The following is a 23,792-nucleotide window of genomic DNA, read 5'->3' as shown; positions in this document are numbered from 1 at the left end:
GTTGTCAGTTTACGGCAGCAGGTTGAGCGACTGCAGCTCTTCCTTCACGTCGGCCATGCCGTACGCGTCGAGGCAGGCGGCCGTGGGGCAGCCCAGCTTCTCGTCCCAGCCGAACTTGCCGTACACCATGCCGAGTGCCGTCTGGAAGTCGTCGCGGTCCATCTTGTCAGTGCCTTCCGTGAACGGCTTCTTGTCCGGGTCCTTATCGAAGGCCCAGGCGGTGATCACGTCGTGGTCGGCGCGCAAGTCGTTGTTGCCGAGCGAGCCGTCGGCCTTCGTCATGCCGCGCACCGTGTTCGCGCGCTGCAGCGTCATGATCTTGGCGCCGGCCTGGTACAGGTCGTCGGTGGTCAGGTCCTCGCCGGTCACAGCCTTGAAGAACTTGGCCTCCAGGTCGAGGTCGCCGCGGTAGTTGCGAGCTTTCGTGGGGCTCATGGTCATGGGCCACACCCAGTTGCACAGCGTGAGCGAGTCGTGCAGCACGTCGGTCACGAGGCTCCACCAGGCGAAGTTCGCCTTGTGGTCGTTCATGGGCGTGTAGTTCTTGTCCTGGTCGATGGCGTCGGCGCCGCCCCAGACCTCCTCGGCGATCTGCTGCTTCAGCTCGAAGGGCAGGCCGCAGCCCTGGAAGTTCACGGCGGAGTGGATCATGTCGTCGCGGTTGAACATCATGTTGTACACGGCGCCCACCTGGCCGAAGCACTCGATGGCGTGGTGCACGGGCCAGCCGCGGTAGTTGATGAGCGTGGACTTCGCGTTGTCGAACCACGCCTGCTCGTTCCAACGCTCGCACCACACGTACGGGCCGTGGGCCAGATACGAGATCTCGGAGTCGTTCTGCGCGATCTTCGTGAGGATCTCGATCATGACCGTGGGGTCGCGGCGATCGGCGTCGAACTTGCCCCAGTCGATGGAGGCGTACTCGTCGGCCGGCAGCACGCGCTTGAACACGCCGTTGGCGTGGCAGTAGGCGATGTCGCGGTAGAGCTGGGCGTAGTTGCACCACAGGCCCAGGTTGTCCATCGTGTTGGACGTGGTGGTGTCCCACAGGATGGAAAGGTCGCCGTCGTCCTTCAGGCCCATCTTCAGGAAGGGCTCCATGTACACGCTCACGGGGAAGTTCGCCGCGCAGGTGTTGCCCGCGGTCTCGTAGCCCGTGGTCTCCTTCGTGCCCTCCACGCGCAGGTCGGAGTAGCAGTGGATGGGGCAGCTGTGGCAGCCGTTCATCTTGATGGTGTACTTCGAGGCGGCCTCGCCCAGGTCCTTCGTGGACTTCATGCAGCGGTAGCCCACGGTGTTGATCTCGCCGGGTTTCGGCTCGCCCGTCTCGATGGGCTCGCCCTCGGCGGCCTCCCAGAACAGGCCCTTGCGCGCCGTCCAGCGGGAGCCCTTGTCGTAGTACTCGGCCCACTCCTGCTGGGTGGAAGGCACCACGTGGTTGTTGTTCGAGCCGATGATCTCGCGCAGCATGTAGTCGGACAGGTCGGCCACCGTCTGCGGGTCCTTCACGTTCACGGAGCCGTCGCCTTCAACGACGAGGGCCTTGAGCATCTTCGAGCCCATGACCGCGCCCGTGCCGGCGCCGGCGGAGTGGTTGCGCGAGTTGATGATGCAGGAGTACGGCGTGAGGTTCTCGCCCGAGGGGCCGATGGCGGCCACGCAGGCCTGCACGCTCTCCTTGCGGCAGAGCGCCTCGGTGGCGGCGCGGGTGCCCAGGCCCCACACGCCGGAGGCGTCCTTGATGGTCACCTGGTCGTTCTTGATGTTCAGGTACACGGGCTTGCTGGAGGCGCCCTCCACCACGATGGCGTCGTAGCCGGCCAGCTTGATCTTCGCGCCCAGCATGCCGCCGCAGTGGGCATCGACGATGAGGTGGTCCTTCGAGAACGTGGACAGCGAGCAGATGGTGGTGCGGCCGGCCAGGGGCACGCCGGAGGCCGTGAGGGGGCCTACGGCAAAGACGATCTTGTTCTCGGGGGAGAAGGGATCGGTGCCGGCGGGAACCTCGTCGAACATGATCTTGTTCGCCAGGCCCATGCCTCCGATATATTCTTTGTAGGGGTCGGTCGGTTGCGTCGTGACCGAGCCGGTGCTCAGATTGACGCGGAGGATCTTACCGGCCCATCCGTACGATGTTTCGTCAGCCATGTTGCATCTCCAAATCTTGGATAGACTACTGAGGTTCGTGTTGTGTGGGAACCGTCGGCCGCGATGCGAGCGCTGACAACAATCGTCGTGCCGCCAGTATGCCGACCCGCGCGCCCAGGGTATACCCTCTTTGGGGGTAATTCCGCAAAATCGCCGTTCAGGAAGCAGAATTCCCTCAAAGAGGGGAGGGCGTCCATCCAGCGCACGGCATACTTCCAAGTGTTGTGTGGTACCGCGAATCGGAAGCGAGCCGAGCGCAGCCACCCCGAGGGCGCACGCCCGCCGCGCGAAGGCGACGGCGGGGAGACGAGCGAGCACGAGCGCGCCGGCGGGGGAGGCATACGGAAACGACACTCACGGAACTTAAGTGAGGGAGGGAGCACCAGGCTATGTCAGATTCCAATCTGCACCAGAACACCTCCGAGGACCAGGGCGTCCCGAGCGGCGCGCCTGCGACGAACGGAACCGCGCCCGCGCCCGAGAACGTGGCAGGCGAGGGGGATCGTAAAAGCAAAACCTTCACGCGGCGCAGCGTGCTGGCCATGGCGGGCTGCGGCGTTGCCGGCCTCGTGGTCGGCGGCGTGCTGGCCTCGTGGGGCGTGACGTCGAAGTCCATCGCCTCCGGGCGCATCGAGATCCGCACGACGCCCACGAAGATGATCGTGACCGACCGCGCCCGCTGCTCGGGCTGCCAGCGCTGCGAGATGGCGTGCACGCTGAAGAACGACGGCCGCGTCTGCCAGCACATCGCGCGCGTTCGCGTGTGGCCCAACTACAACTTCGGCACGAACGTGGGCAGCACCGACGGTGCCTACGGCAACTGCGAGTTCACCGTGGAGCACTGCAAGCAGTGCGAGGATCCCGCGTGCATGAACTACTGCCCCGTGCATGCCATTTACGCCGACGAGAAGTCCGGTGCGCGCAAGGTGGACGCCGACCGCTGCATCGGCTGCGGCATGTGCAGCCAGGCGTGCCCGTGGAACATGCCGGTAGTGGATTCCGAGACGGGCGTGTCCACGAAGTGCATCTCGTGCGGCCGCTGCGCCGAGCAGTGCCCGAACGGCGCCATCAAGTTCATCGACTGGGAGGATATCGCGCAGAAGGTCATCGACCAGGGCGTCGTGAGGACGACGACCCTCGTGCAGGCGTGATGACGCCCGGTGCAGCCCCCGCTTTCCGTGCCATTGGCTCGGAAAGCAGCGAAAACGGAAAGGAGGATGAGCGATGATGGAAGACGAGGCCGTGTTCTCGGTGCTTGCCCAGTGCTTTGGCCCCGTGGACGAGGGCTCTTGGAGCCAGCTGGTGGGTAGCTCGCTGTGGTCGGACTTCCTCGACGGTGCCCGCCGCGTCATGCAGGCAGACGAGCTGGGCGTGCAGGCAGCCCCCCTCGCACGGGCGCGCAAGCGCTGCCCGCTGCAGGAGTTCCTGTCGTCGGGCGAGGTGAACGCGCTGTTCGCGCCGCCGGCATACGACGAGAAGCAGGCCTTCGCCGCCCGCCACTTCACGGGAGGGCTCCCCGAGTCCGCCGTGCCGGTGGAGTCGCTCTACCGCACGTGGTCTGCAGGGGCCGCGCCCGCTCCGTTCTCGCAGCAACAGGGGCTGTACCTGGGAGATTCGGCGCACTACCTGCGCGAGCTGGTCGAGCGGCTGGGCATGGAGGTGCCGCCGGCGTTCTCGGCGTGCCCCGACCACCTGGCGCTCGAGCTCGATCTCGTGGCCGTGATGCTGCGGTCCGGCATGCGGGAGGAGGCCCGGCAGTTCCTCGCGGAGCGCTTCGCCTGGCTCACCGCGTACCGCATGCGGCTCTTGACCTTGGAGGACGAGGCCCGCTTCTACATCGGGCTCGTCGACGTGATCCTGGCCATTCGCGCGCAGCAGACGACCGCCGATGCGGTGGTCGCATGAGCGCCGACGATAAGAGAACTCACGTGCATGCATACAGAGAGGAAACAGCTATGTCAGAAAACGCTATAACCAGGCGAAGCTTCCTGGCTGGCAGCGCTGGGGCGGTTGCGCTCACGGCGGCAGCCGGCTATATGGGCTTCGACGCTTGGGAGCAGGCGCATGCTGATGACGCATCGGGAGGCGGCGAGACCAAGACCGTCCACACGCTGTGCAACGCCTGCTCGAGCAAATGCGGCTACACGGCCTACGTGGTCAACGGCCGCTTGACGAAGCTCATCGGCGATGCCGACCACCCCTACTCCAAGGGCAAGCTCTGCGCCCGCGGCTACGGCTACTCGCAGATCGCCTACTCGGAGGATCGCCTCACCGACCCGCTGAAGAAGAACGAGCAGGGCAAGTTCGAGGCCATCTCGTGGGACCAGGCGTACAGCGAGATTGCCGAGAAGGTGCGCGCCATTATCGACGCCGACGGCCCGCAGGCACTGGCCATGGTGCAGGACCCGCGCCCCAGCGGCAAGTACTACACGAAGCGCTTCATGAACGCGCTGGGGTCGGCGAACGTGTACACGCACGGCGCCGCCTGCAACCTGTCCAAGGAAAGCGGCATGACTCAGGCCATCGGCACGGGCAGCTACTCGTCCGACGTGGCGAACTCCAAGATGACCATGTTCATCGGCCGCAGCTACGCTGACGCCATCCGCCCCAGCTCCGTGGTCGCGCTGCAGAAGGCGCACGAGAAGGGCGCGCACATAGTGCTGGTGGACCCGCGCTGCAACAACAGCCGCGTGTTCGCCGACGAATGGGTGCCCATCAACCCGGGCACCGACCTCGCGCTCGTGCTGGCCATGAGCAACGTGCTGGTGACGCGCGGCCGCTACGACAAGGAGTTCGTGGCCGCGAACACCGTCGGCTTCGACGAGTGGGCAAAGGAGCTCGCGGAGTACCCGCCCGAATGGGCCGAGGGCGTCACGGGCATCCCGGCCGACACCATCGCGCGCCTGGCCATGGAGTTCGCCGAGGCGGCCCCCGCGGCCTCCATCGAGCCCAGCTGGCGCGGTGCGTTCGGCTGCTCGTACGAGAACTCGGGCGAGACGGCGCGCGCCATCTGCCTGTTCAACACGCTCTTGGGTTGCTGGAACCAGAAGGGCGGCGCCCTGTTCACGCCCAGCGTGTCGGCCGGCAAGCTGGCCGACGAGCGCTTCGCCGACCCGAAGAAGCCCGAGGGCAAGCAGGTGGGCGCGGCCGAGTACCCGCTCGCGCTGTCGAGCATGGGCACGAACCTCGCCGCCGCCCAGGCCGCCGAGGACGGTACCGTGAAGGGCATGTTCTTCTACAACTCGAACATGGCCGCCGGCTACTCGAACACGGCGAAGCTCGCCGAGCTCTTGGGCAAGCTGGACCTCATGGTGGTCGTGGACGTGCAGATGTCCGAGACGGCGATGCTCGCCGACTACGTGCTGCCCGACACGAGCTACCTGGAGCGCCTGGAGCTGCCCGAGTTCATCGGCGGCAAGGTGCCGGCCGTGGCGCTGCGCGACCAGGTGATCGACGTGGTGCACCCGAACACGAAGCCGGTCGACCGGATATTCTCCGAGCTGGCCGAGGCGTGCGGCGTGGGCGAGTACTTCCGCTTCGGCGTGGACGAGCTGGCCGACGCGCAGCTGCAGACGGTGGGCCTTTCGCTCGATGCGCTCAAGCAGACGGGCACGGCGCACTTCCCCGAGAAGGAATTCGCCTACGGCACGGCGCCGAAGTTCAAGACGCCTACCGAGAAGGTGCAGTTCACAAGCGAAGCGTGCGAGAAGGCGGGGTTGTCGGCCGCACCCGTGTGGGTGGAGCCGGCCGTCATGCCCATGGGCGACGAGCTGCGCCTCATCGGCGGCAAGCAGGCCATCCACAGCCACACGCAGACCGCGAACATCGAAGACCTCATGCAGATCACGAAGGATTACGACCTGACCCGCGTCTGGATAAACGCCGACGTGGCCAAGCGCCTGGGCATCGAGGACGGCGACGAGGTGGAGGTGTCGAACCCCCAGCACACGGGCCGCGTCCGCGCGAAGGTGACGCAGCGCATGAACCCCACGGCGCTGTACATGCCCAGCCACTACGGCTGCTCGTCGCCCGACCAGCACACCGCCTACGAGGTGGGCCTGCGCCAGATGGACTTCGTGCCGTTCCATTTGGAGCCGGCTTACGGGGGCGCATGCACGCAGGAGGCGGTCGTGACCGTTAAGAAGGTAGGTGCGTAATGGCCCGTTACGGAATGCTCATCAACACCAAGAAATGCATCGGCTGCTACGCGTGCCGCGTGGCCTGCCAGCGCCAGAACGACCTGCTGCCCACGCAGGACTTCATCCGCTACGAGGAGCACGAGACGGGCACGTATCCCAACGTGGCCATCGAGACGGTGCCGCTGCAGTGCATGCACTGCGAGGACGCCCCCTGCGTGGCCGTGTGCCCCACGGGCGCGGCCTTCATCGGTGCCGATGGCATCGTGGGAGTGGACGAGGGGCGCTGCATCGGCTGCAAGTACTGCATGGCCGCCTGCCCCTACCAGGTTCGCGTGCACAACGAGAAGACGGGCACGGTTGACAAGTGCCGCTTCTGCACGGTGTCGGCCGAGACGAGCGGCACAAAGATGTGCTCGTGCGTGGAGGCGTGCCTGACGAACGCCCGCATCTTCGGCGACCTGGACGATCCCGAAAGCGATATCTCGAAGGAGATCGCCGCGACGAACGCCCAGCCCATAGCGGGCGACCTGACCAAATCCAAAGTATTCTACGTGAGGTGATGAGCGATGTCTTTTGAACCTATCTGGGGCGCCATCATCGCATGGTACCTGTTCCTCGCCGGTCTGGGCGGTGGCGCGTTCATCACCTCCGCCTTCCTGGGTTGGCGCCATCCCGAGGCCGTGTCGATGCGCAAGGTGGGGCACCTCATCGCCCCCATCGCGGTCATCATCGGCCTGGTGCTACTTATGTTCGATGCCGAGGGAGGCCTGCACAACCCGCTGCGCTTCGCGCTGCTGCTGACGAACTTCGGCTCCGTGATGACGTGGGGCGTCGTGTTCCTGGGCGGCTTCACCGTGGTGGCCCTGGTCGTGGTGGTGCTGGACTTCCTTAAGAAGTCGGTGCCGGTGTGGCTGGACATCGTGGGCGTGGTGTTCGCGGTGTGCGTGGCCGTGTACACCGGCGCGCTCTTGGGCGTGTGCAAGACGTTCCCGCTGTGGAACAACGCGCTGCTGCCCATCCTGTTTTTGGTGTCGGCCGTCTCGGCCGGTGCTGCCAGCGTGCTGCTGGTGGCCGTTATCCGCCATGCGGACGAGTTCAACCGCGTGGGCGTGCTGAAGAAGTTCCACTTCTGCCTGCCCATCATCGAGCTGGTGCTGGTGGCCTCGCTCATGTTCATTACCAGCTTCAACTCCGTTGCGGGTTGGAACTCGGTCATGAGCTTGCTGGTGGGCCAGTACGCGCCGCTGTTCTGGATCGGCCTGGTGCTTATCGGCCTCGTGCTGCCCACGGCACTGGAGACATGGCTTTTGTTCTTCAGCCCGAAGGAGTTCGAGGAGAGCCGCAAGGCCCACTGGATCAGCTTCGGCTCCGATGCCGGCGTGCTGGTAGGCGGCTTCCTGCTGCGCTTCCTGGTGGTCATGGCGGCCCTGCCGGTAACGATCACGGTGCCCATGCTGTAGCTTCGACCGAACAAGTAGTGCATCTGCCACGCGCCGCCCCTTCCGAGGGGCGGCGTTTTTTTGCATGAAAGGGACGGTGTGTAGGTTGACTCAACCGTTGATTGAGTTGAAGTGTTGCGGAACCGTAAATTTTGCACGGGCCTTCGGGGAACGGTAAAATCAGCTTTCTAATAAAGAGAAGCCTGAGTCACGCATGAGAAACATTAGCCGAAAAGAGAAGAAATTCCTCGTCGACCTGACGAGTGCGAAGAAGCTCGAAGGGCTGCTCTCGCAAGTGATGCCCGGCGATCCGCACAATGGCTCACGCGGCTATCCGGTGAGGTCGCTCTACTTCGACACGCTGCACGACCGCGACTTCGCCGAGAAGACGTTCGGCACCGATCCGCGCCGCAAGGTGCGGCTGCGCGTGTACGACCCAGCGGCGGACTTCGCGCTGCTGGAGCTCAAGCAGAAGCAGGGAGAGAACCAGCGGAAGCGCTCGCTGCCCTTGACGCAGGCCGAGGCGCGCCGCCTCATCGACGGCGATTTCGACGTGCTGCTCGATCGCGAGGAGCCCTTCGCCGCGGAAATGCACGCGCTCATGAGCATCAACGGCTATCGGCCGAAGGCCGTCGTCGAGTACGACCGCACGGCCTTCATCGCGAAGGAGAACAAGACGCGCGTGACGTTCGACCGGTCGATCCGCGCGACCGAGCTGAACTGCGACCTGTTCGACCCGAAGCTGCCCCTGTATCCGGTGTTCGACCCGTTCAACGTGGTGCTGGAAGTGAAGTTCGACGGCTTTTTGCTCAGCTACGTCCGGTCGGTGCTGAACATGGCGGACAAGAGCGAGCTGTCGGTGAGCAAGTACTGCCTGGCGCGCGGCGCGCGCATGGCGTACCAGTTCTAAAGAGGAGAGAGCGTGAAAGAGCAACTGTACCAGCTGTTCCAGGGCACCACGGGCGCGCCCACGGTGGAGGACCTCCTGCTGCGCGTGGGCGTGTCGGTGGTCATCGGCCTGGCCATCTTCGTGTCGTACTGGATCTCGCATGCGGGCACCATCTACTCGCAGAAGTTCAACATCAACCTCATCACGCTCACCATCCTCACGGCCACGGTGATGACGGTCATCGGCAACAACATCGCGCTGTCGCTCGGCATGGTGGGTGCGCTGTCCATCGTGCGCTTCCGCACGGCCATCAAGGACCCGCGCGACACCACCTACATCTTCTGGGCCATCATCTGCGGCATCTGCTGCGGCGTGGGCATGTTCCTGGCGGCGGCCATCGGCAGCGTGGCCGTGTTCGTCGTGCTGCTCATCCTGGGCCGCGTGCGCAACGACGTGCGGACCCTTCTGGTGGTGCGCGCCGCGCGCACGCAGGAGCTGCCCATCGAGGGCAAGGTGTACGAGTACTTCGGCGGCCGCGCCGTGCAGCGCGTGAAGAACACCACGGAAACCGACGTCGAGTTCATGTTCGAGCTGTCCCGCGGCATGCTCGACCGCGCGCAGAAGAAGGCCGAGCGCCCTATCACCGACGAGCTGTACGCCCTCGGTGGCATCGATTACGTGAACATCGTGGCGCAAAACGACGAGATAGGCAGCTAGCGCGTTGGCCATGGAGGCATTGCGAGGCAGGAAATACCAGCTCATAGCCGTGGCGGCCATCGCGGCCGTCGTGGCTGCGGGCGTCGTGGGCACGCTGGCGGACGCGAACAAGCTGCTGCCGGAGCGGTACCATCAGCATGAAAAAGCCCAGCAGCTGGCCGACCTGCCAGAGGCCGACCGCGCGGCGGCGTCCGGCACCAACACCGATGCGGCCACCTTCGCCTCGCACCTGCCGGTCGTGAGCATCGACACCGGCGGGCAGGAGATACCGGGCGAGCTCGTCCGCGACGAGAACGGCAAGACCATCGAAGGCGAAGACGGCCGGGCCGTCGTCACTGCTGCGCCTTCCGGCGAGCCGTCCATCACCGCCAGCCTGGTCGCCTTCGACGCCGAGAGCCAGGACGCGGTGCGCGCGAACCGGCTCTCCGACGAGCCTGAGATTGAAAGCTCGTGCCTGCTGCGCATCCGCGGCAACTCATCGCGCGCTTTCGACAAGAAGAACTACCAGATCACGTTCGTGAAAAGCGACGGAACCGACAACGACCAAGAGTTCTTGGGCATGGCGAAGAGCGAGACGTGGACGCTGCACGGTCCCTCGCTCGACAAGACCCTCATGCGAAACTACCTGGCGTACGGCATCGCTGGCGAGTTCATGAACGACTACGTGCCCGACGTGCGCTATTGCGAGCTGTTCATCGACGGCGAGTACCAGGGACTCTATCTGGCAACCGAGACGGTGAAGGTGGAGGACGGCCGGCTCGACCTCAACCCCGCCGATCCGAAAAGCCCCACGACCAGCTACGTGCTCGGCATAGATCTGACGGGCTCCGGTCCGCTGACCATCTCGGATTTCCTCCGCTACACGCTGCGCCTGAGCAAGTACATGAACATCGAGTATCCGAACGCGACCACGCTCACCGATGAGCAGAAGGCGTGGATCGAGCAGGATGTGAGCTCGTTCGAGAAGGCTTTGTTCTCGTACGACTACGACACCCGCGACTACGGATACGCCAACTACATCGACGTCGACAGCTTCGTTGATTCTTTCGTGTGGAACGAGTTCGTCATCAACGACGATTTCGCCGCTTACTCGACGTATCTGTACAAGGACGTTCGGGGCAAGCTCACGCTGGGGCCTCCTTGGGACTTCAACAACGTGTTCGACAATTATCGACTGGCCACGCCTACTGACAAGTTCTACCTGGTCGATCGTGCGTGGTACTTCATGCTATTCAAAGACGAGGCGTTCACCGAGCGCGTGATCAGCCGCTATAGGGAGCTTCGGGCGGGCGCGTTGAGCGAGGAGCACCTCAACGCCTACATCGACGAGACGACGGAGTACCTGGGCCCGGTCGTGGAGCGCAACTTCAAGGTGTGGGGCTATCTGCTCGACGCTGAAAATGTTTCCCATGCGCAGAAGGTTGAGCCTGACGAGCGGAACCCGCGCTCGTTCGACGAGGCCATCGATCAGTTGAAGTCGTTCGTGACGGAGCGCGGTGCGTGGCTCGACGGTTCCATCGAGCATCTGCGCCAATACTCTCATGAGTCGGCCGTCAAGAAGTTCAACCATTAGGGAAGGGGGGGGTCCGTGAAGAAGTTCATCATCGCTGCCGCGTGCCTGTTCGCGCTGGCGGCTTGTGCGGCGTTCACCGTGTTCGGCACGAGCGTGAGCATCGATCTCGACCCCTCAAAGCCCGTGACCGCCTGGGTGCGCCAAGAGGGACGTGCGATCCAGATCGATCGCGGCGACGGTTGGGAGGATTTCGAGATACGCGGCGTGGACATGGGCGCGGGCATCCCCGGGCATTTCGCCACCGACTACGCCATCGACAAGGAGACGTACCTGCGATGGTTTCAGCAGGTCAAGGATATGGGTGCGAACACCATCCGCGTCTACATCCTGCTGGGCACCGACTTCTACGAGGCCTTCTACGAGTTCAACAAGGATAATCCCGATCCGCTCTACCTCATCCACGGCGTGTGGATCGATGACTACGCGCAGAACTCCCATATGGACGCATACGACCCCGCCTATCTCGGGCGGTTCAAAGAGGATGCGCGCGCGGTGGTGGACGTGATACACGGCCAACGTTGGATCGAGCTTGGCCGGCTGTCCGGAACGGGCATGTACACGAAGGACATCTCGCCATGGGTGCTCGGCTACATCCTGGGCGTCGAATGGGAGGCGCCTACCGTCATCTACACCGATCGCACGCACGAGGGCATGGGCACCTACCATGGCTCCTACGTGAGCAGCACGTCGGAGGCGAGCGCGTTCGAGATCATGCTCGCCCAGGTGGGCGATGACCTGATGGGCTACGAGTCCAAGCGCTACAAGCAGCAGCGGCTGCTTGCTTTCAGCAATTGGCCCACCACCGACCCGATGAGCTATCCGCTGCCGCTGCAGCTGTTCTTCGAGAAGTACAGCCAGGTGGATGTGGAGAACATCGTGGCCGAGGAGACCGTGGTGTCGGGCATGTTCGCCTCTTACCACGTGTACCCCTACTATCCCGACTACCTGCAGTACCTGCCCGAATACGCCAACGCTGTGGACGATACGGGCCAGGTGAACACCTACCGCGCGTATCTGGAGACGCTCGTTGCGCACCACAGCGTGCCGGTTGTCATATCGGAGTTCGGCGTGCCCAGCTCGCGCGGGCGCGCCCAGGTGGACGCGAACACCGGTCGCAACCAGGGCGGCATGAGCGAGGACGACCAAGGGAGGGCCATCGTTCGCTCCTATGTCGATATCATGGCTTCGGGATGCGCGGGGTCGGTGATCTTCACCTGGCAAGATGAATGGTTCAAACGCACGTGGAACACCATGGCCAACGTGGATCTGCTGAAGACGCCCTACTGGAGCGACTACCAGACCAACGAGCAGTATTTCGGGCTTTTGTCGTTCGACCCTGGCACGGAGCGCAGCGTGAGCTATGCGGACGGCGACGACGAGGAGTGGACGGACGCAGACGTGATCGGCGAGGCCGACGGTCGCACGCTGTCGATGAAGTACGACGAGAAGTTTGTGTACCTCATGGTGCGCGGAAGCGACGTCGGACCGGGCACGCCGCTGTACCTGCCAGTGGACACGACGCAGAAGACGGGCGCAACGGCCAGCGCCGACCCGGTCGTGTCGTTCGAGCGTGCGGCCGACTTCCTCATCGTGCTCGACGGCGAGGACGAGAGCCGCGTGCTGGTGCAGGAACGCTACGAGGTCATGCGCGCCATGGCGTTGCGCACCACGACCGGCGAGGATCCTTATGAGAACATCCCTGCGAAGGACACGACCCGGTTCAAGCACATCGACCTGGTGCTGCAGACCATAACGGAAACCCAGGCCATTGCAGATGCGGTCGCCAACCAGAAGAACGCCATCGCGGACAATTTCTACTTCGAGTCCTACGAGACCGGCAAACTCGTCTACGGGGACGCGAACCCCGCGCACGAAAACTTCGACTCGATGGCCGACTTCTGCTATGGCGACGGGTTCGTGGAGATCAAGCTGCCGTGGCAGCTGTTGAACTTCTCGAATCCCTCCGAGATGCAGATCCACGACGACTATTACGAGCACTACGGCGTGGAGAACATGAAGATCGACCGCATGTACGTGGGAGTGGGTGACGGCGCGGACGGGCAGGCCATCCCGCTGTTCGAGAAGCCGCTCAAGGGCTGGGGCACGAAGGTGACGTACCACGAGCGCCTGAAGGAGAGCTACTACATCGTGCAGCGGATGTGGGCGGAAGGCGTCCCGGCCGAGGAGCTGTGGCGCGAGGACGCGGCAACGGGTGGTGAGACGACGGATGCCGTCGTAGCGGGCGGCACCTCGTGAAGATCGAGTGGCTCATAGCGTTCTACCTGTTCATCAGCGTGATGATGATCGCGTTCAACTTCGGGTACCTGGCCTACGAGAAGCTGCACGCGAAGCGCTTCGACGCGCGGACGAAGCGGCTCGCGGAACTGCTGGGCGACGAGATCGAGCGCAACGCCGCGTTTCCCACCGAGGAGCACAAGCGCACGCTCGAGCGCGCGATGCGCCGGATGGCCGGCATGGAGTCGTTCGACCTGACCATGGGCCATCTGCTGGAGCAGAACCCCGCCAAGAGCGAGCGCTACCTGCACGGCATCGCCACGGTGTTCGACCACCTCACCTACCACTTCGCGAAGAAGGACGACCTGCACCGCGCCTACTTCGCCTACATCGTGAAGCGCTGGTACCGCGAACGGCCGGCCGGCAACACCGTTGAGCAGGCGCTCCTGCGCTACGTGCGCGAGGGCTCGTTCTACGCTCGGCAGAACGCGCTCGAAGCGCTTTCGCAGGTGGGAAGCGCCCGCGCGCTGGCCGAGGCTATCGCCACGCTCGAGCGCGACGGGGAGTTCCACAGCCCCAAGCTCATCACGGAGGCCGCGCTCGCGTTCGCGGGCGAGGCGACGGAGCTGGAGGCCGAGCTCAAGGAGCGCGTCGGGCGCTTCAGCCCCCACACCGTCGCGGCCCTCGTCAACTACCTGCGCATGGCGGGTCTGGGCGATCCCGACGTCATCCTCGCCCTCATGCGCGACGAGCGGGAGGACCTCGAAGTGCGCCTCGCGTGCATCCGCTACTTCATGCGCCGGCACTGGCCGGCCGCCGAGGCCGACCTGCTCAAACTCGCCTCCGACAACGATCCGGCGCGCTGGGAGTACCGGGCCATCGCGGCCACGGCGTTGTCGAATTATCCCGGCATGGAGGCCGTCGAGGCGCTGAAGGGGTGCCTCTCGAGCCCCTCGTGGTTCGTGCGCAACAACGCGGCGAAGACCCTGTACGACTACGGCCTCGCGCTCGACGACCTCGCCGACGTCATGAACGGCCCCGACGCCTACGCGCGCGACATGCTCGCCTACCACTGGGAGCTCAAGCGCGTGGAGGAAGAGGAGCGCAAGCGGAAGGAGGCGCTTCCGGTATGATCGCCACCACCGTGACAGCCGCGGCGATCGTGCAGGGCTTCCTGTACTTCGTCGGCGCGTTCTTCGTGCTGTACCTCATCGGGTACTCGACGTTTCTGTTCCTGTCGGTGACGGTGGGCTCGTCCATCCTGTACCGGCGCAAGCGCGAGGCCCACTACAAGAGCACGCTCGAGGTGGACTGCTACGTGCCCATCACCATCGTCGTGCCCGCCTACAACGAGAGCGTGACGGTGGAAAGCTCCCTGCGCTCGCTGCTCAACCTGGACTACACGCTCTACGAGGTGATCGTCGTGGACGACGGCTCCACCGACGATACCGCGCAGACGGTCATCGACGCGTTCGACCTGCACCCCATCGACCGGCCCGTCCGCCGGCAGGTGCCCTGCGCGCCCGAGCGCGGCGTGTGGTACGGGCGCGTGGGGCGCATTCCGGTCACGCTCATCTCCAAGGAGAACGGCGGCAAGTCCGATGCGCTCAACATGGGCATCAATGCCTCGCAGTACCCCTACTTCATCTGCATCGACGCCGACTCCGTGCTGCAGTACGACTCGTTGCGCGAGATAGCCGCGCCGCTCGTGGAGCACGAGAACGTGGTGGCCGTGGGCGGGCTCGTGCGCATCTCCAACGGCATCAGCATCAAGGATGGCCGCCTGACCAACTACTCGCTGCCGAAGAAGATCATCCCCGCCATGCAGGTGCTGGAGTACGATCGTTCCTTCCTGTCGGCGCGCATCCTGTTCGACCAGTTCAACGGCAACCTGATCATCTCGGGAGCGTTCGGGCTGTTCCGCAAGGACCTGGCCATCGCGTGCGGCGGCTACGACCTGGACACGGTGGGCGAGGATATGGAGCTGGTCACGAAGCTGCACGTGTTCTGCCGCACCAACGGCAGGGACTACCTGATAAAGTACGCGCCCGACGCCATCTGCTGGAGTCAGGCGCCCGAGACCCTGCGCGACCTGGTGAAGCAGAGGCGTCGCTGGCACACCGGCCTGTTCGAGACCATGACGAAGCACTGGCGCATGTTCGCCAACCTGCGGTTCGGTCTGGTGAGCTTCTTCTCGTACACGTACTTTTTGATCTACGAGCTGCTCTCTCCCGCCATCGAGCTGTTCGGCCTGGCCACGGTGGCGGTGGCTGTGGCGTTCAACTTCATCAACATCCCGTTCATGATCATGTTCTTCGGCATCTACGCCGTGTTCGGGGCCGTGATGTCGCTCACGGCGTTCTTCTCGCGCGTGCAGACCCGCGACCTCAAGCTCTCCCCGCGCGACGTGGCGAAGGCGCTGCTGCTGTCGCTCTTCGAGGTGACGGTGCTCCGCTTCGTCCTGGCCACCACCCGCATGTTCGCGCTGCTGGGCTATCGCCGCAACCGCGGCCGCTGGGGCAGCATCAAGCGACAGAAGATCGACGTCGAGAACTGAGTGTCCCAAATGGGGACAGTCCCCATTTGGGATTTCACAAATCGGCGAAAATCCGAACTCTCGACTACCGAAAATCCGAACTTCCCAACCGTGATTTTCCGAAAAAGCGACCCTAGGCCCCTAGCGTTCTCAGAGGAATGACGTACACGCCCTCTTTTGACTTGCGGGCATATTCGCCCAGCCCCACTATCACGGCGAGGAACTCTGGTTCGCGCGTCCGTGCGTGCGGATTTTTGAGCAGCTTCGCTCGCAGTCGTTCGAGGTTTTCTATGCCATCGGGAACCTTGTCCTCGCTCACTTTGAATTCGAGTGCCGCCCAGCGGCCGTCGGCCAGTTCAATGATCGCGTCGGCTTCAAGTCCCGAGTCGTCGCGATAGTAGCGCACGGGGGTCATTCCCACATTCGGAAGCGCACGCGCATACACGAGCACGTCGCGCATGCAAAGGTTCTCGAAGATGAGACCGAATGTCTGCCAATCTTCCAAGAGCGATTCGGGCGTCATGCCAAGCGCTGCGACGGCGAGCGACGGATCGGCGAAATAGCGCTTCTCCTTCAACTGCACACGCTTCGGTGAGCGTGCAGGAGGAACCCATCCTTTCACACCCTCAATAAAGTAAAGCGATCGAAGGGTTTCGAGATAATCAGCGATGGTCTTATCGTTAGCCAGGCCTTCAGGATCTTCCTCACCGCCGTACATATCAAGTCGCAGGGTCTGATACGTGGCGGCTTGGCAGAGGTTCCTTGCAAGCGACGCGATTAGCCTTTCGGCCATATCGCTGCTCTTTCCGAGGGCGGGAATGCTCTCATCCAAGATCGCGCGCAAGTATTCGCGCGCCATAGTCTGCGCCCTTGCGGTAGGCGCGTTGATCGCTTCGGGCCAACCGCCACGGCAGGCGACATCAAGAAGCTCACGCGTGTCGGCTTCCACTTTTTGCCGGGAGAACTCACCTCTGAACAGCCCTGCGAGGGAGACGGCCGCGTTCGACTCGCCTGATTCGGAAAGGCTCATCGGCAGCATGCGGATACGTCCTATACGGCCGGCTCCGCTGTGGGCGGGCCTCTCCTCTTTCTTCCGCGGGGTGGATGAGCCAGTGAGAATCCACAAGCCCTTCTTGCCAGCGGCGTCGTCGACAGCGTGCCTGACGACATCCCAAAGAGCCGGCACGCGCTGCCATTCGTCTATAACATGCGGCGCGTCGCCGATGAGCATGAGGGAAGGATCGGCTTTAGCAAGCGCCAGGTTGTTTCCACGGTCGACGTAACTGATGCTGGCGGCATGTGCGCGCGACGTCCACGTTTTGCCGCACCATTTCGTGCCCGCGACTTCCACGGCGCCGAAAACTTCAAGAAACCGGCGTATCTCCGTATCGACGATTCGCGGCCGGTATCCCGCCGGTTTGATGTCGTCGGCCATGTTGCCTCCATTCGCAAGCTGTTTTCTCACGTAGAGTATAGCAGGAATGCGGAAATCCGAAGGAGTGATTAGAGAAAATCCGAATGTTGAAACGGAGAAAATCCGAATTATTGACTACCGGAAATCCGAATAAATGTCCCAAATGGGGACAGTCCCCATTTGGGACATTTTGGCTTACGGTTCGACGATGGGGAAGAAGAAGTCGAAGTCGACCAGGTGCTCGGTGAGCTTCTTCAGCACGTCGGGGTCGCCTTCTACCTGGATGTTCTTCGCCTGCGCGGCCGTGTCGTTCTTCAGGATGGCGAACATGCCCAGGCGCGGCAGGGTGAGCGTGGCGTCGGCATCCGCATACTGCACGCCGCGCTCGTAGAGCACGACGCCCGCGCGCACGGTGAGCGCGTAGGGGTCGTCGTCGGTGAACGCGAGGTTCACCACGAGGTCGAGGTCGGCGGCCGCGTTCGCGTCGAGCAGGATGCCCAGGTAATCCAGCATCATGTCGGGCGTCATGGCGCGTAGGATGTCGGCGCTTCCGCTGGCGCGGAACTTCGGGTCGGCGTCCACGCCGCCGCGCAGCTCCTTCGCGCCGGTGAGGTAGGCGTTGCGCCACGGGCCGGACTCGGCGGCGTAGCCCAGCTGCTCGAGCGCGTCGGCGCACAGCAGGCGGGCGGGCTGGTTGGACGGGTCGGCGAACACGAGCAGGTTCGTCACTTCGGCCACCCACTGGTATTGGCCGGCCTCGAAGTCGGCGCTTGCTTTCGCCAGCACGGCGTTTGCGTCGCCCAGGTATTCGACGAACTTGCGCGCCGATTCCTCCGGCGGCAGCGCGTTCAGGTGCACGGGGTTCGCGTCGTACCAGCCCATGTACTTTTGGTACACCGCCTTCGCGTTGTGCGCGACGGTGCCGTAGTACTGGCGCGTGTACCAGCTTCGCTCGAGCGCGGGCGGTAGCTGGATCAGGTGCGCGATCTCGTTGGACGTGAGCCCCTGGTTCAGGTGCATGAGCGTCTGGTCGGCGATGAACTTGTACATCGCGGCGGTGTTCACCAGGTACTCGCGGATGAACTCGGCACCCCAGTGCGGCCAGTTGTGCGCCTGGAACGTCACCTCGGCCTGGTCGCCGTAGCGGGCGAGCGTTTCCATGAGGTAGTTCGCCCATGCGTTGCCGTCGCGCACCTCGGCGCCGCGCAGCGTGTACAGGTTGTGCAGCGTGGCCGTGCAGTTCTCGGCCACCCACAGGGCCTTGAACTGGGGAAACCACGTGTTCATTTCGGCTGGCGCCTCGGTTCCGGGCGTCATCTGGAACTCCATGAGCACGCCATCCACCTCGCGCGTCTCGCCCGTGGCCGTGATCAGGTCGTTCGGCGCTATATAGGACACGGTGCCGGTGGACTGCCCCATGCCGATGCCGATGGAGAGCTTCCCCTGCGGCCCCGGCTCCAAGAACGTGCCGTACTGATACCCCGCGCGGCGGCCCATCGCGTTGCCGGCGTACACGTTCTCGGCCACGGCGTGCTCCGCGAAGCCGCTGGGGACGATGATGGGGATGCCGCGCGCGGCCACGTCCTCCTCGCTGACGATGCCCTTGATGCCGCCGTAGTGGTCGACGTGCGGATGGCTCATCACGATGCCGGCGACGGGGCGCTCGCCTAGGTGCTCGGCGACCAAGGCGAAGGCTGCGCGCGAGCATTCGCAGCTCATGAGCGGGTCGAACACGATCCAGCCCGTCTCGCCGCGCACGAACGTGATGTTGGTCATGTCGTAGCCGCGCACCTGGTAGATGCCGTCGGCGACTTCGAACAGGCCGAACAGGTGGTTGAGCTGCGCGTTGCGCCAGAGGCTGGGGTTGGCGGTGTCGGGCGCGTCGGCCGGCTGGCCGTCGGCCCCGTCCAAGAACGCGTAGGCTTTCTGGCTCCATACCACCTTGCCGGCATTGTCCGCGATCTCGAGCGCGTCCGGCGCGGCGATGAGCCCCCGGCTGGCGAATTCGCGCTCCTGTTCGTCGGAGAAGTCGAGCAGCGCGTACACGGCGTCGTTGGCGCCGCGCGTGGTCTCGGTGGCCGGCTTGGGATCGGCCGTGAGGTTGCCGGGCGCGGAGCCTGCGGCGGCGGAGGATCCGTCCCCGCCGCTTGCGCCGTCGGCCGAGCAGCCGCACACAGCGGCCCCGGCGGCCACGAGCGCCCCGGTTGCGAACGTTCCGGCGACGAACGTGCGTCGATCGATGCGATGGTTGCTGGTCATAGGGGTCTCACTTTCGCTTGGAATCGCTGCGGAGCCGTCGGCGAGATAGTATTGCCGCCCCGCCTGCCAAAGCCAGAAGGGCTCCGAGGGCTGCCATCAAACCAGCCGCAGAATCGGCGGTGGGCGCGAGCTTCGTGCCGCCGCCCGCCGCATCCGGTTTCGCGACCGGCGGGACCTCTGCGCCATCCACGATCACGGCGAAGGGCGACACTGCGCTCACCTGCACCGTCGCCATACCGTTGGCGACGTGGGCAGCGAGCGCCACCATGCCGTCGGGATGCTCTTGGAGCACCGTGACCTTGCTTCCCGCAAAAGCCGCAGGCACGGGAATCCGCAGCGTGACAGGCCCGCCGAGCGCCGTCTGGCCCGACTTCCTCCCGTTCACGGGCAGCAGGGCCCGATAGGCCGCTGCCAGCTCTCCCAGCAGGTCGGCCTCTTTCGCGTGCCGCACGAGCGCGTCGTGGCTGGCGCTTCCTTCGTCAAGCGCCTCTAGGGACAGCACGGCCCCGGCATGGATGGTGCCCTGCAGCGTGATGCCGGTGGCGCCGTCGGTCAGAGTGCGCTCGATCAGGGGATCGCTCACCAGGTAGGGGAAGCCTGCGTTCGTGTCGGCACTGTACGCCCAGTAGCGCATGTCGCCGGAAACCTGCTCGTTCAGCATGTCAGCGAACTCCTGCGACATCATGGTCGCGGTGGGCAGCTCGGCCAGGCTCGCGTCCTCGGCGTCGCCTACCGATCCTTCCCCTATCGGGCTCTGATCGAACTGCGCGAACGTATAGCCGAAGAACACGTCATGGTGGTTCGATCCGATGAACGTGCCCGCCACGGTGGAGGGTTTGGGACGCAAAACGCCGATAGCCCCCGAATACGAGTTCACCACCTCGCCACGGTTCTCGCCGACGAGCCCGCCGAAAAGTACCTGCGGGTCCGTCGTCCAGCCAAGGGCGTAGCTGTTCCACACCGAGGATCCGTCCGCGGCGCGACCCACCAAACCGCCCGCTGTCGAAGCGATCACGTCGGCTCCCGACCAGCAGTTCACCACGTCGCCGTGGTTTTCACCCACCAGTCCGCCCGCGAGCGTGCTGCGAACGGTGGCGTTCAGCAGGCGGAGCTCTTCAGGGGTGATGGTTCCCGAGCTGGGTGCGTGATACCACGTTTGCGCCGTGCCCGTGGAGCAGTTCTCTATCCGCCCGTGGTTCGCTCCGGCCAGCACCCCGATAACGTGGTTCGTGGTGAATCCGAAAAAGTCCGTCCCGTACACGGCCAGGTTGCGCACGGTGCCGCCGTCTCCGATGACGCCGAACAAGCCCCCGAAGGTTATGTTTTTAAGGGGGCTGTCCGAGACGTCCATGCTCATGGAAAAGCCGCCGATGCCGAATCCGGCCCCGTCGAAGGTGCCGGTGAACGGATGCTCCTCGCTGCCGATGGGGGCAGTCCAAGCGGGGGCGGGGCGGCGCGTGTTCTCGATGTTGCCCGTCAGGCGGAACGTGGCATGCTCGTACATTGCGGGATGCTGCTCGTAGGCGGCGGACACGTTGACCAGATCGTCGAGCGTGCTGATCAGGTACGTTCCCTCAGAGTCGGTGGCGAAGTGCAACGGGTTGGGCATGGCCTCGCCCGGCGTGGCTATCAGGTAGGCATCCTGGTACGGCATGCAGAACGCGAAGGTCATCGTGGTTCCCGACCCCTCGGCAAGCAAGGCGGCCTCGGAGCTCGCGATGGTTTCCAGCTCGTCGCCGTTTGCGTTTTTGAGCACAAGCGAATCGAGGGCGACGGGATCGGAGGCAGTGACGGCCACCTTGACGCAGGTTCCGGCGGGAACGTCGGCTGGCAGCTGGTTCCCGGCCAGGTCGGTCGTCTCTATCGCGAGCCCGTCTGCGTTCGCGACGTGCAGGCGGCTCGTTTCCCGCTTGTCGGGGTTGCGCGCCAGCACGACGAGCATGGCGGGGTCTCCCGCAGAATCCTCCATGGTGAGCTTGACCTTGGCCGAGTTGTAGTCGCCGTTGGTCGGGATGGCGGTTCGGTACAGATTGAACAGCGAGTAATGGTTTTGAGACAGGGCGCCCGTGTGAGGCGCCGGAGAGACGTAGCTGTTCATGAGCACGTAAGGCGCCTGCCCGATCGACGTCATGCCGTTTCTTCGAAGGTGCTCGACGAGAGAGCCGCGTGAGCCCGCATAGCTGGGTTGGCTGACCAGGGGCGCGAGCGGGCCGAAATCTGCGGGAGGCGCGTACACGCCGTCTTTCGTGGACTGCACATTGAAGAAATCCTGGTCGGGGAAGCCGTAGTACTCGGAGGTGAACAGCATGCCGCCGAAGGGTATCTTCTCCCAATAGCGCAGACCGTGAATGAGGTCGCCATGCTTCTCTCCGTACGAGAGGTTCCGGCTGCCATCGACGACCAAGAACGGCGCGCCTTTCACGGCGGCGCGATACACCGGCATCGTAGGGGCGGTTCTCACCGCCTGCGACGTGTAGAACGCCGTGGTGGTCGCCTTGCCGTTGGGGTCGGGCAGCCGGTACTTGAACGATCTGCTGGCCGAGCTCGCGTAGTCGAAGTCGTACTCGGTTTGGAAGTCGTAGGGGCGCATGAGGGTGAGGAGGTCGGTGCGCGGCCACGAGGCGTCGCCGTCTTTGTTCGCGAATTCGGATGCGGTGAAGTTGATGTCCCTCACGATGCGGTTGAGGTTCGTGACCAGATTGTTTTCGAGGTCGGCCGCCTTTGTGCGCAGGTCGGCGTCGGCGGGGGCGTTGTCGGCCTTCGCCTTCCAGTAATCGTATTCGAGGCGCTGCACGTAGGCGACTATGTTCAGGTTCATCACCACGTCGTTGATGCCGGCGGTGAGCAGCGCGTAGCGCTGGTGGTCGAAGGCGAGCGCTTCGTCGGCGTATTGGTCGAGGTTGTGCAGGTAGCGATGGTTGGTGTAGCTGCCCATGAATATGCCGTAGGTTTCGATGGTGGTCAGGTCGGCCTCGTAGTCGAGCTTGTCGAACGCTGCCACCAGCGCGCGCTCCTTGGTTTCGGCCGCTTCGCGCCGTGCGCTTTCGTTGGCGGTTCCCCATGCTTCCGCGTACGCCTTCGAGGCATCGATGAACTCGCGGTAGGCGGTGAGCGCGGGCGCGTACACCGAGTCGCTCATCTTGATGATCTGTGCCCGCTGGTTTTCTATCTGATTGAGCGTCACGGTCTGCTCGAGTGCGTTGAACTGCGCGTCGATGCTGTTCTCGAGGTCGCCAAGCTGTTGGCTCAGGTCTTGCACGGCTTGCAGGATCTGATCGCATTCGTGCTCGATGCCGGAGCTGCCTCCCAGCAACCCGTCCACGAAGTCGAGCACTTTGTTCAGCTGCTCGGCGTCCTGCGGGTCGACCGCTTCGTTCAGCGCCTTGAAGGCGACCGTTTCCGCCAGGCCGAAAACGACGCCGTACACCTTGTCGAGCACCCAGTCCCCGGGGCCGCGCACCTCGGGGTCGTCACTGCTGGCCGGGGCGATGGCGGGGGCGTTCTCGTTGGCGTCGCCTTCCGGCTTGTCGGCGGCATCGGTTGCGGGATTGCCGGAGGGATCCGTCGCAGGCTCGTCGGCGGGATTGTCCGCCGGCTTGGCCGCAGGGCCGGCTGCCGGATCGTCGCTCGGGCCGTCCGGCGCGGGCGCGTCCTGCGACTCGGGCGCGCCTCCCTCTCCTTGCATGGCGAAGGCGGTTACGCTGCCCGTTCTGGAAATCGGAGCCATGAAGCCGATCAAGCTCAACGCAAGCAGGAGGCAGAGCGCCGAGCGCAGGGACTGGGACGTTCGCTTGCGGGCGGTGATGCTCATGAGGAGGCTCCTTGGTCTGGGCGGTCGGGGGAGGGCTGGTCGGCAGGAGGGGGCGGGGGCTCTCCTGCCAGCGCTTCCTGCAGGCCAGTTCCCATCTGGCGGACGCGAGCAGCTTCGAGCTCGGTCAGGTAGCCGGAGCGCACGGCCATCTCCAGGTAGTAGCTCACCTCTTCGATGGCGGCTGCGGCCTCGCGGGCGCGGGACGCCTGGGCGGCGCCGGCCAGATCTTCCAGATCGCGCGCCGCCATGCCCGCGCGCACGCCGGCGGCCAGCATCTCGGCGGCAAGGGGAAAGCGCTCGGGCTTCTCTCGCAAGTACCGCACGAGCTCGGCCACGCGGATGGCGAAGTCGAACGCATCGTTCGATCGGTTCATGGGTGCCTCCTGTCGTCTGCTTGGCGAAGGGTGCGAGACCTTGTTTCCCCCTTGTACGATATCGGCAGCCGCCGGAGAAAGCCATCATCCGGGATGAGGGTTTTGCATATTTGCCAGCGATTGGAGCGATGTTCCCAACCGGATCAACCGTTTGGACAAGACGGTTGTTGCGCAGGTTGACAGGCGAGGTGGGAAAGTTAAAATGCGTTAAAAGAATTTTTTAAAATTAAATTAACAAAAAAATAAAAATGAGAATAG

Annotated in this window: 16 protein-coding genes; 11 read left to right on the top strand and 5 right to left on the bottom strand. The window is 64.2% G+C overall.

The window, feature by feature from the left end:
* Positions 1 to 9: 9 nt before the first annotated feature.
* The gene (locus K9U15_RS00280; RefSeq protein WP_096227697.1) at positions 10 to 2,148 is read right to left on the bottom strand and encodes an aldehyde ferredoxin oxidoreductase; all 2,139 of its coding nucleotides are present in this window, start codon (positions 2,146 to 2,148) and stop codon (positions 10 to 12) included.
* A 389-nt stretch (positions 2,149 to 2,537) separates the two neighbouring features.
* Between K9U15_RS00280 and K9U15_RS00275 the strand changes: the two genes are divergently transcribed.
* The 11 genes from K9U15_RS00275 to K9U15_RS00225 all read left to right on the top strand — a co-directional run bounded on the left by K9U15_RS00275 (position 2,538) and on the right by K9U15_RS00225 (position 15,697).
* Entirely contained in the window at positions 2,538 to 3,299 is a 762-nt protein-coding gene (locus K9U15_RS00275; RefSeq protein WP_096227698.1) for a ferredoxin-like protein, read from the top strand.
* 73 nt (positions 3,300 to 3,372) lie between these two features.
* On the top strand, positions 3,373 to 4,053 hold the full coding sequence (locus tag K9U15_RS00270; protein WP_301155406.1) for a molecular chaperone TorD family protein: 681 nt from the start codon (positions 3,373 to 3,375) through the stop codon (positions 4,051 to 4,053).
* Between the two features lie 50 nt (positions 4,054 to 4,103).
* On the top strand, positions 4,104 to 6,305 hold the full coding sequence (locus tag K9U15_RS00265) for a molybdopterin-dependent oxidoreductase (RefSeq protein ID WP_096227700.1): 2,202 nt from the start codon (positions 4,104 to 4,106) through the stop codon (positions 6,303 to 6,305).
* Positions 6,305 to 6,847, top strand: a complete 543-nt coding sequence (locus K9U15_RS00260; RefSeq protein ID WP_096227701.1) for a 4Fe-4S dicluster domain-containing protein — start codon at positions 6,305 to 6,307, stop codon at positions 6,845 to 6,847. Before K9U15_RS00265 ends, K9U15_RS00260 begins: the two co-directional genes overlap by 1 nt.
* A gap of 6 nt (positions 6,848 to 6,853) precedes the next feature.
* On the top strand, positions 6,854 to 7,747 hold the full coding sequence (gene nrfD / locus K9U15_RS00255) for an NrfD/PsrC family molybdoenzyme membrane anchor subunit (RefSeq protein WP_087190083.1): 894 nt from the start codon (positions 6,854 to 6,856) through the stop codon (positions 7,745 to 7,747).
* A 193-nt stretch (positions 7,748 to 7,940) separates the two neighbouring features.
* Positions 7,941 to 8,636 (top strand): polyphosphate polymerase domain-containing protein, encoded by a 696-nt coding sequence (locus K9U15_RS00250; protein ID WP_123673185.1) that lies wholly within the window; start codon positions 7,941 to 7,943, stop codon positions 8,634 to 8,636.
* A gap of 12 nt (positions 8,637 to 8,648) precedes the next feature.
* Complete coding sequence (locus K9U15_RS00245) at positions 8,649 to 9,332, top strand: DUF4956 domain-containing protein (RefSeq protein WP_123673186.1); 684 nt, start codon at positions 8,649 to 8,651, stop codon at positions 9,330 to 9,332.
* 10 nt (positions 9,333 to 9,342) lie between these two features.
* Positions 9,343 to 10,905: a CotH kinase family protein gene (locus tag K9U15_RS00240; RefSeq protein WP_123673189.1), complete on the top strand. Its 1,563-nt coding sequence runs from the start codon at positions 9,343 to 9,345 to the stop codon at positions 10,903 to 10,905.
* Between the two features lie 15 nt (positions 10,906 to 10,920).
* Positions 10,921 to 13,161, top strand: a complete 2,241-nt coding sequence (locus K9U15_RS00235; protein WP_301155405.1) for a hypothetical protein — start codon at positions 10,921 to 10,923, stop codon at positions 13,159 to 13,161.
* Positions 13,158 to 14,273, top strand: a complete 1,116-nt coding sequence (locus K9U15_RS00230; RefSeq protein WP_301155404.1) for a HEAT repeat domain-containing protein — start codon at positions 13,158 to 13,160, stop codon at positions 14,271 to 14,273. The genes K9U15_RS00235 and K9U15_RS00230 overlap by 4 nt, the downstream gene beginning before the upstream one ends.
* Positions 14,270 to 15,697 carry a glycosyltransferase gene (locus K9U15_RS00225; protein WP_301155403.1) on the top strand — a complete coding sequence of 476 codons (1,428 nt, stop codon included), beginning with the start codon at positions 14,270 to 14,272 and terminating at the stop codon, positions 15,695 to 15,697. Before K9U15_RS00230 ends, K9U15_RS00225 begins: the two co-directional genes overlap by 4 nt.
* Before the next feature lie 112 nt (positions 15,698 to 15,809).
* Here K9U15_RS00225 and K9U15_RS00220 read toward each other — a convergent pair whose 3' ends face one another.
* The 4 genes from K9U15_RS00220 to K9U15_RS00205 all read right to left on the bottom strand — a co-directional run bounded on the left by K9U15_RS00220 (position 15,810) and on the right by K9U15_RS00205 (position 23,534).
* Positions 15,810 to 17,111, bottom strand: coding sequence for an ATP-binding protein (locus K9U15_RS00220; RefSeq protein ID WP_123673196.1), 1,302 nt, complete (start codon positions 17,109 to 17,111; stop codon positions 15,810 to 15,812).
* Positions 17,112 to 17,285: 174 nt separating this feature from the next.
* Complete coding sequence (locus tag K9U15_RS00215; RefSeq protein WP_123673198.1) at positions 17,286 to 19,349, bottom strand: alkyl sulfatase dimerization domain-containing protein; 2,064 nt, start codon at positions 19,347 to 19,349, stop codon at positions 17,286 to 17,288.
* A 7-nt stretch (positions 19,350 to 19,356) separates the two neighbouring features.
* Complete coding sequence (locus K9U15_RS00210; RefSeq protein WP_301155402.1) at positions 19,357 to 23,160, bottom strand: hypothetical protein; 3,804 nt, start codon at positions 23,158 to 23,160, stop codon at positions 19,357 to 19,359.
* Complete coding sequence (locus K9U15_RS00205) at positions 23,157 to 23,534, bottom strand: hypothetical protein (RefSeq protein WP_301155401.1); 378 nt, start codon at positions 23,532 to 23,534, stop codon at positions 23,157 to 23,159. Before K9U15_RS00205 ends, K9U15_RS00210 begins: the two co-directional genes overlap by 4 nt.
* Between the last annotated feature and the right edge of the window lie 258 nt (positions 23,535 to 23,792).

The sequence above is a fragment of the Gordonibacter sp. RACS_AR68 genome, assembly GCF_030418485.1.
Lineage (GTDB): Bacteria > Actinomycetota > Coriobacteriia > Coriobacteriales > Eggerthellaceae > Gordonibacter > Gordonibacter urolithinfaciens.
This window is presented reverse-complemented; position numbering and strand designations above follow the sequence as displayed.

What these genes read in the sequence shown, in the direction of transcription:
- K9U15_RS00275 (WP_096227698.1), top strand. Translation starts at nt 2,538, where the DNA reads ATGTCAGATTCCAATCTGCACCAGAACACCTCCGAGGACCAGGGCGTC.
- K9U15_RS00215 (WP_123673198.1), bottom strand. Translation starts at nt 19,349, where the DNA reads ATGACCAGCAACCATCGCATCGATCGACGCACGTTCGTCGCCGGAACG.
- K9U15_RS00250 (WP_123673185.1), top strand. Translation starts at nt 7,941, where the DNA reads ATGAGAAACATTAGCCGAAAAGAGAAGAAATTCCTCGTCGACCTGACG.
- K9U15_RS00270 (WP_301155406.1), top strand. Translation starts at nt 3,373, where the DNA reads ATGATGGAAGACGAGGCCGTGTTCTCGGTGCTTGCCCAGTGCTTTGGC.
- K9U15_RS00240 (WP_123673189.1), top strand. Translation starts at nt 9,343, where the DNA reads ATGGAGGCATTGCGAGGCAGGAAATACCAGCTCATAGCCGTGGCGGCC.
- K9U15_RS00225 (WP_301155403.1), top strand. Translation starts at nt 14,270, where the DNA reads ATGATCGCCACCACCGTGACAGCCGCGGCGATCGTGCAGGGCTTCCTG.
- K9U15_RS00210 (WP_301155402.1), bottom strand. Translation starts at nt 23,160, where the DNA reads ATGAGCATCACCGCCCGCAAGCGAACGTCCCAGTCCCTGCGCTCGGCG.
- K9U15_RS00260 (WP_096227701.1), top strand. Translation starts at nt 6,305, where the DNA reads ATGGCCCGTTACGGAATGCTCATCAACACCAAGAAATGCATCGGCTGC.
- nrfD (WP_087190083.1), top strand. Translation starts at nt 6,854, where the DNA reads ATGTCTTTTGAACCTATCTGGGGCGCCATCATCGCATGGTACCTGTTC.
- K9U15_RS00280 (WP_096227697.1), bottom strand. Translation starts at nt 2,148, where the DNA reads ATGGCTGACGAAACATCGTACGGATGGGCCGGTAAGATCCTCCGCGTC.
- K9U15_RS00265 (WP_096227700.1), top strand. Translation starts at nt 4,104, where the DNA reads ATGTCAGAAAACGCTATAACCAGGCGAAGCTTCCTGGCTGGCAGCGCT.
- K9U15_RS00205 (WP_301155401.1), bottom strand. Translation starts at nt 23,534, where the DNA reads ATGAACCGATCGAACGATGCGTTCGACTTCGCCATCCGCGTGGCCGAG.
- K9U15_RS00220 (WP_123673196.1), bottom strand. Translation starts at nt 17,111, where the DNA reads ATGGCCGACGACATCAAACCGGCGGGATACCGGCCGCGAATCGTCGAT.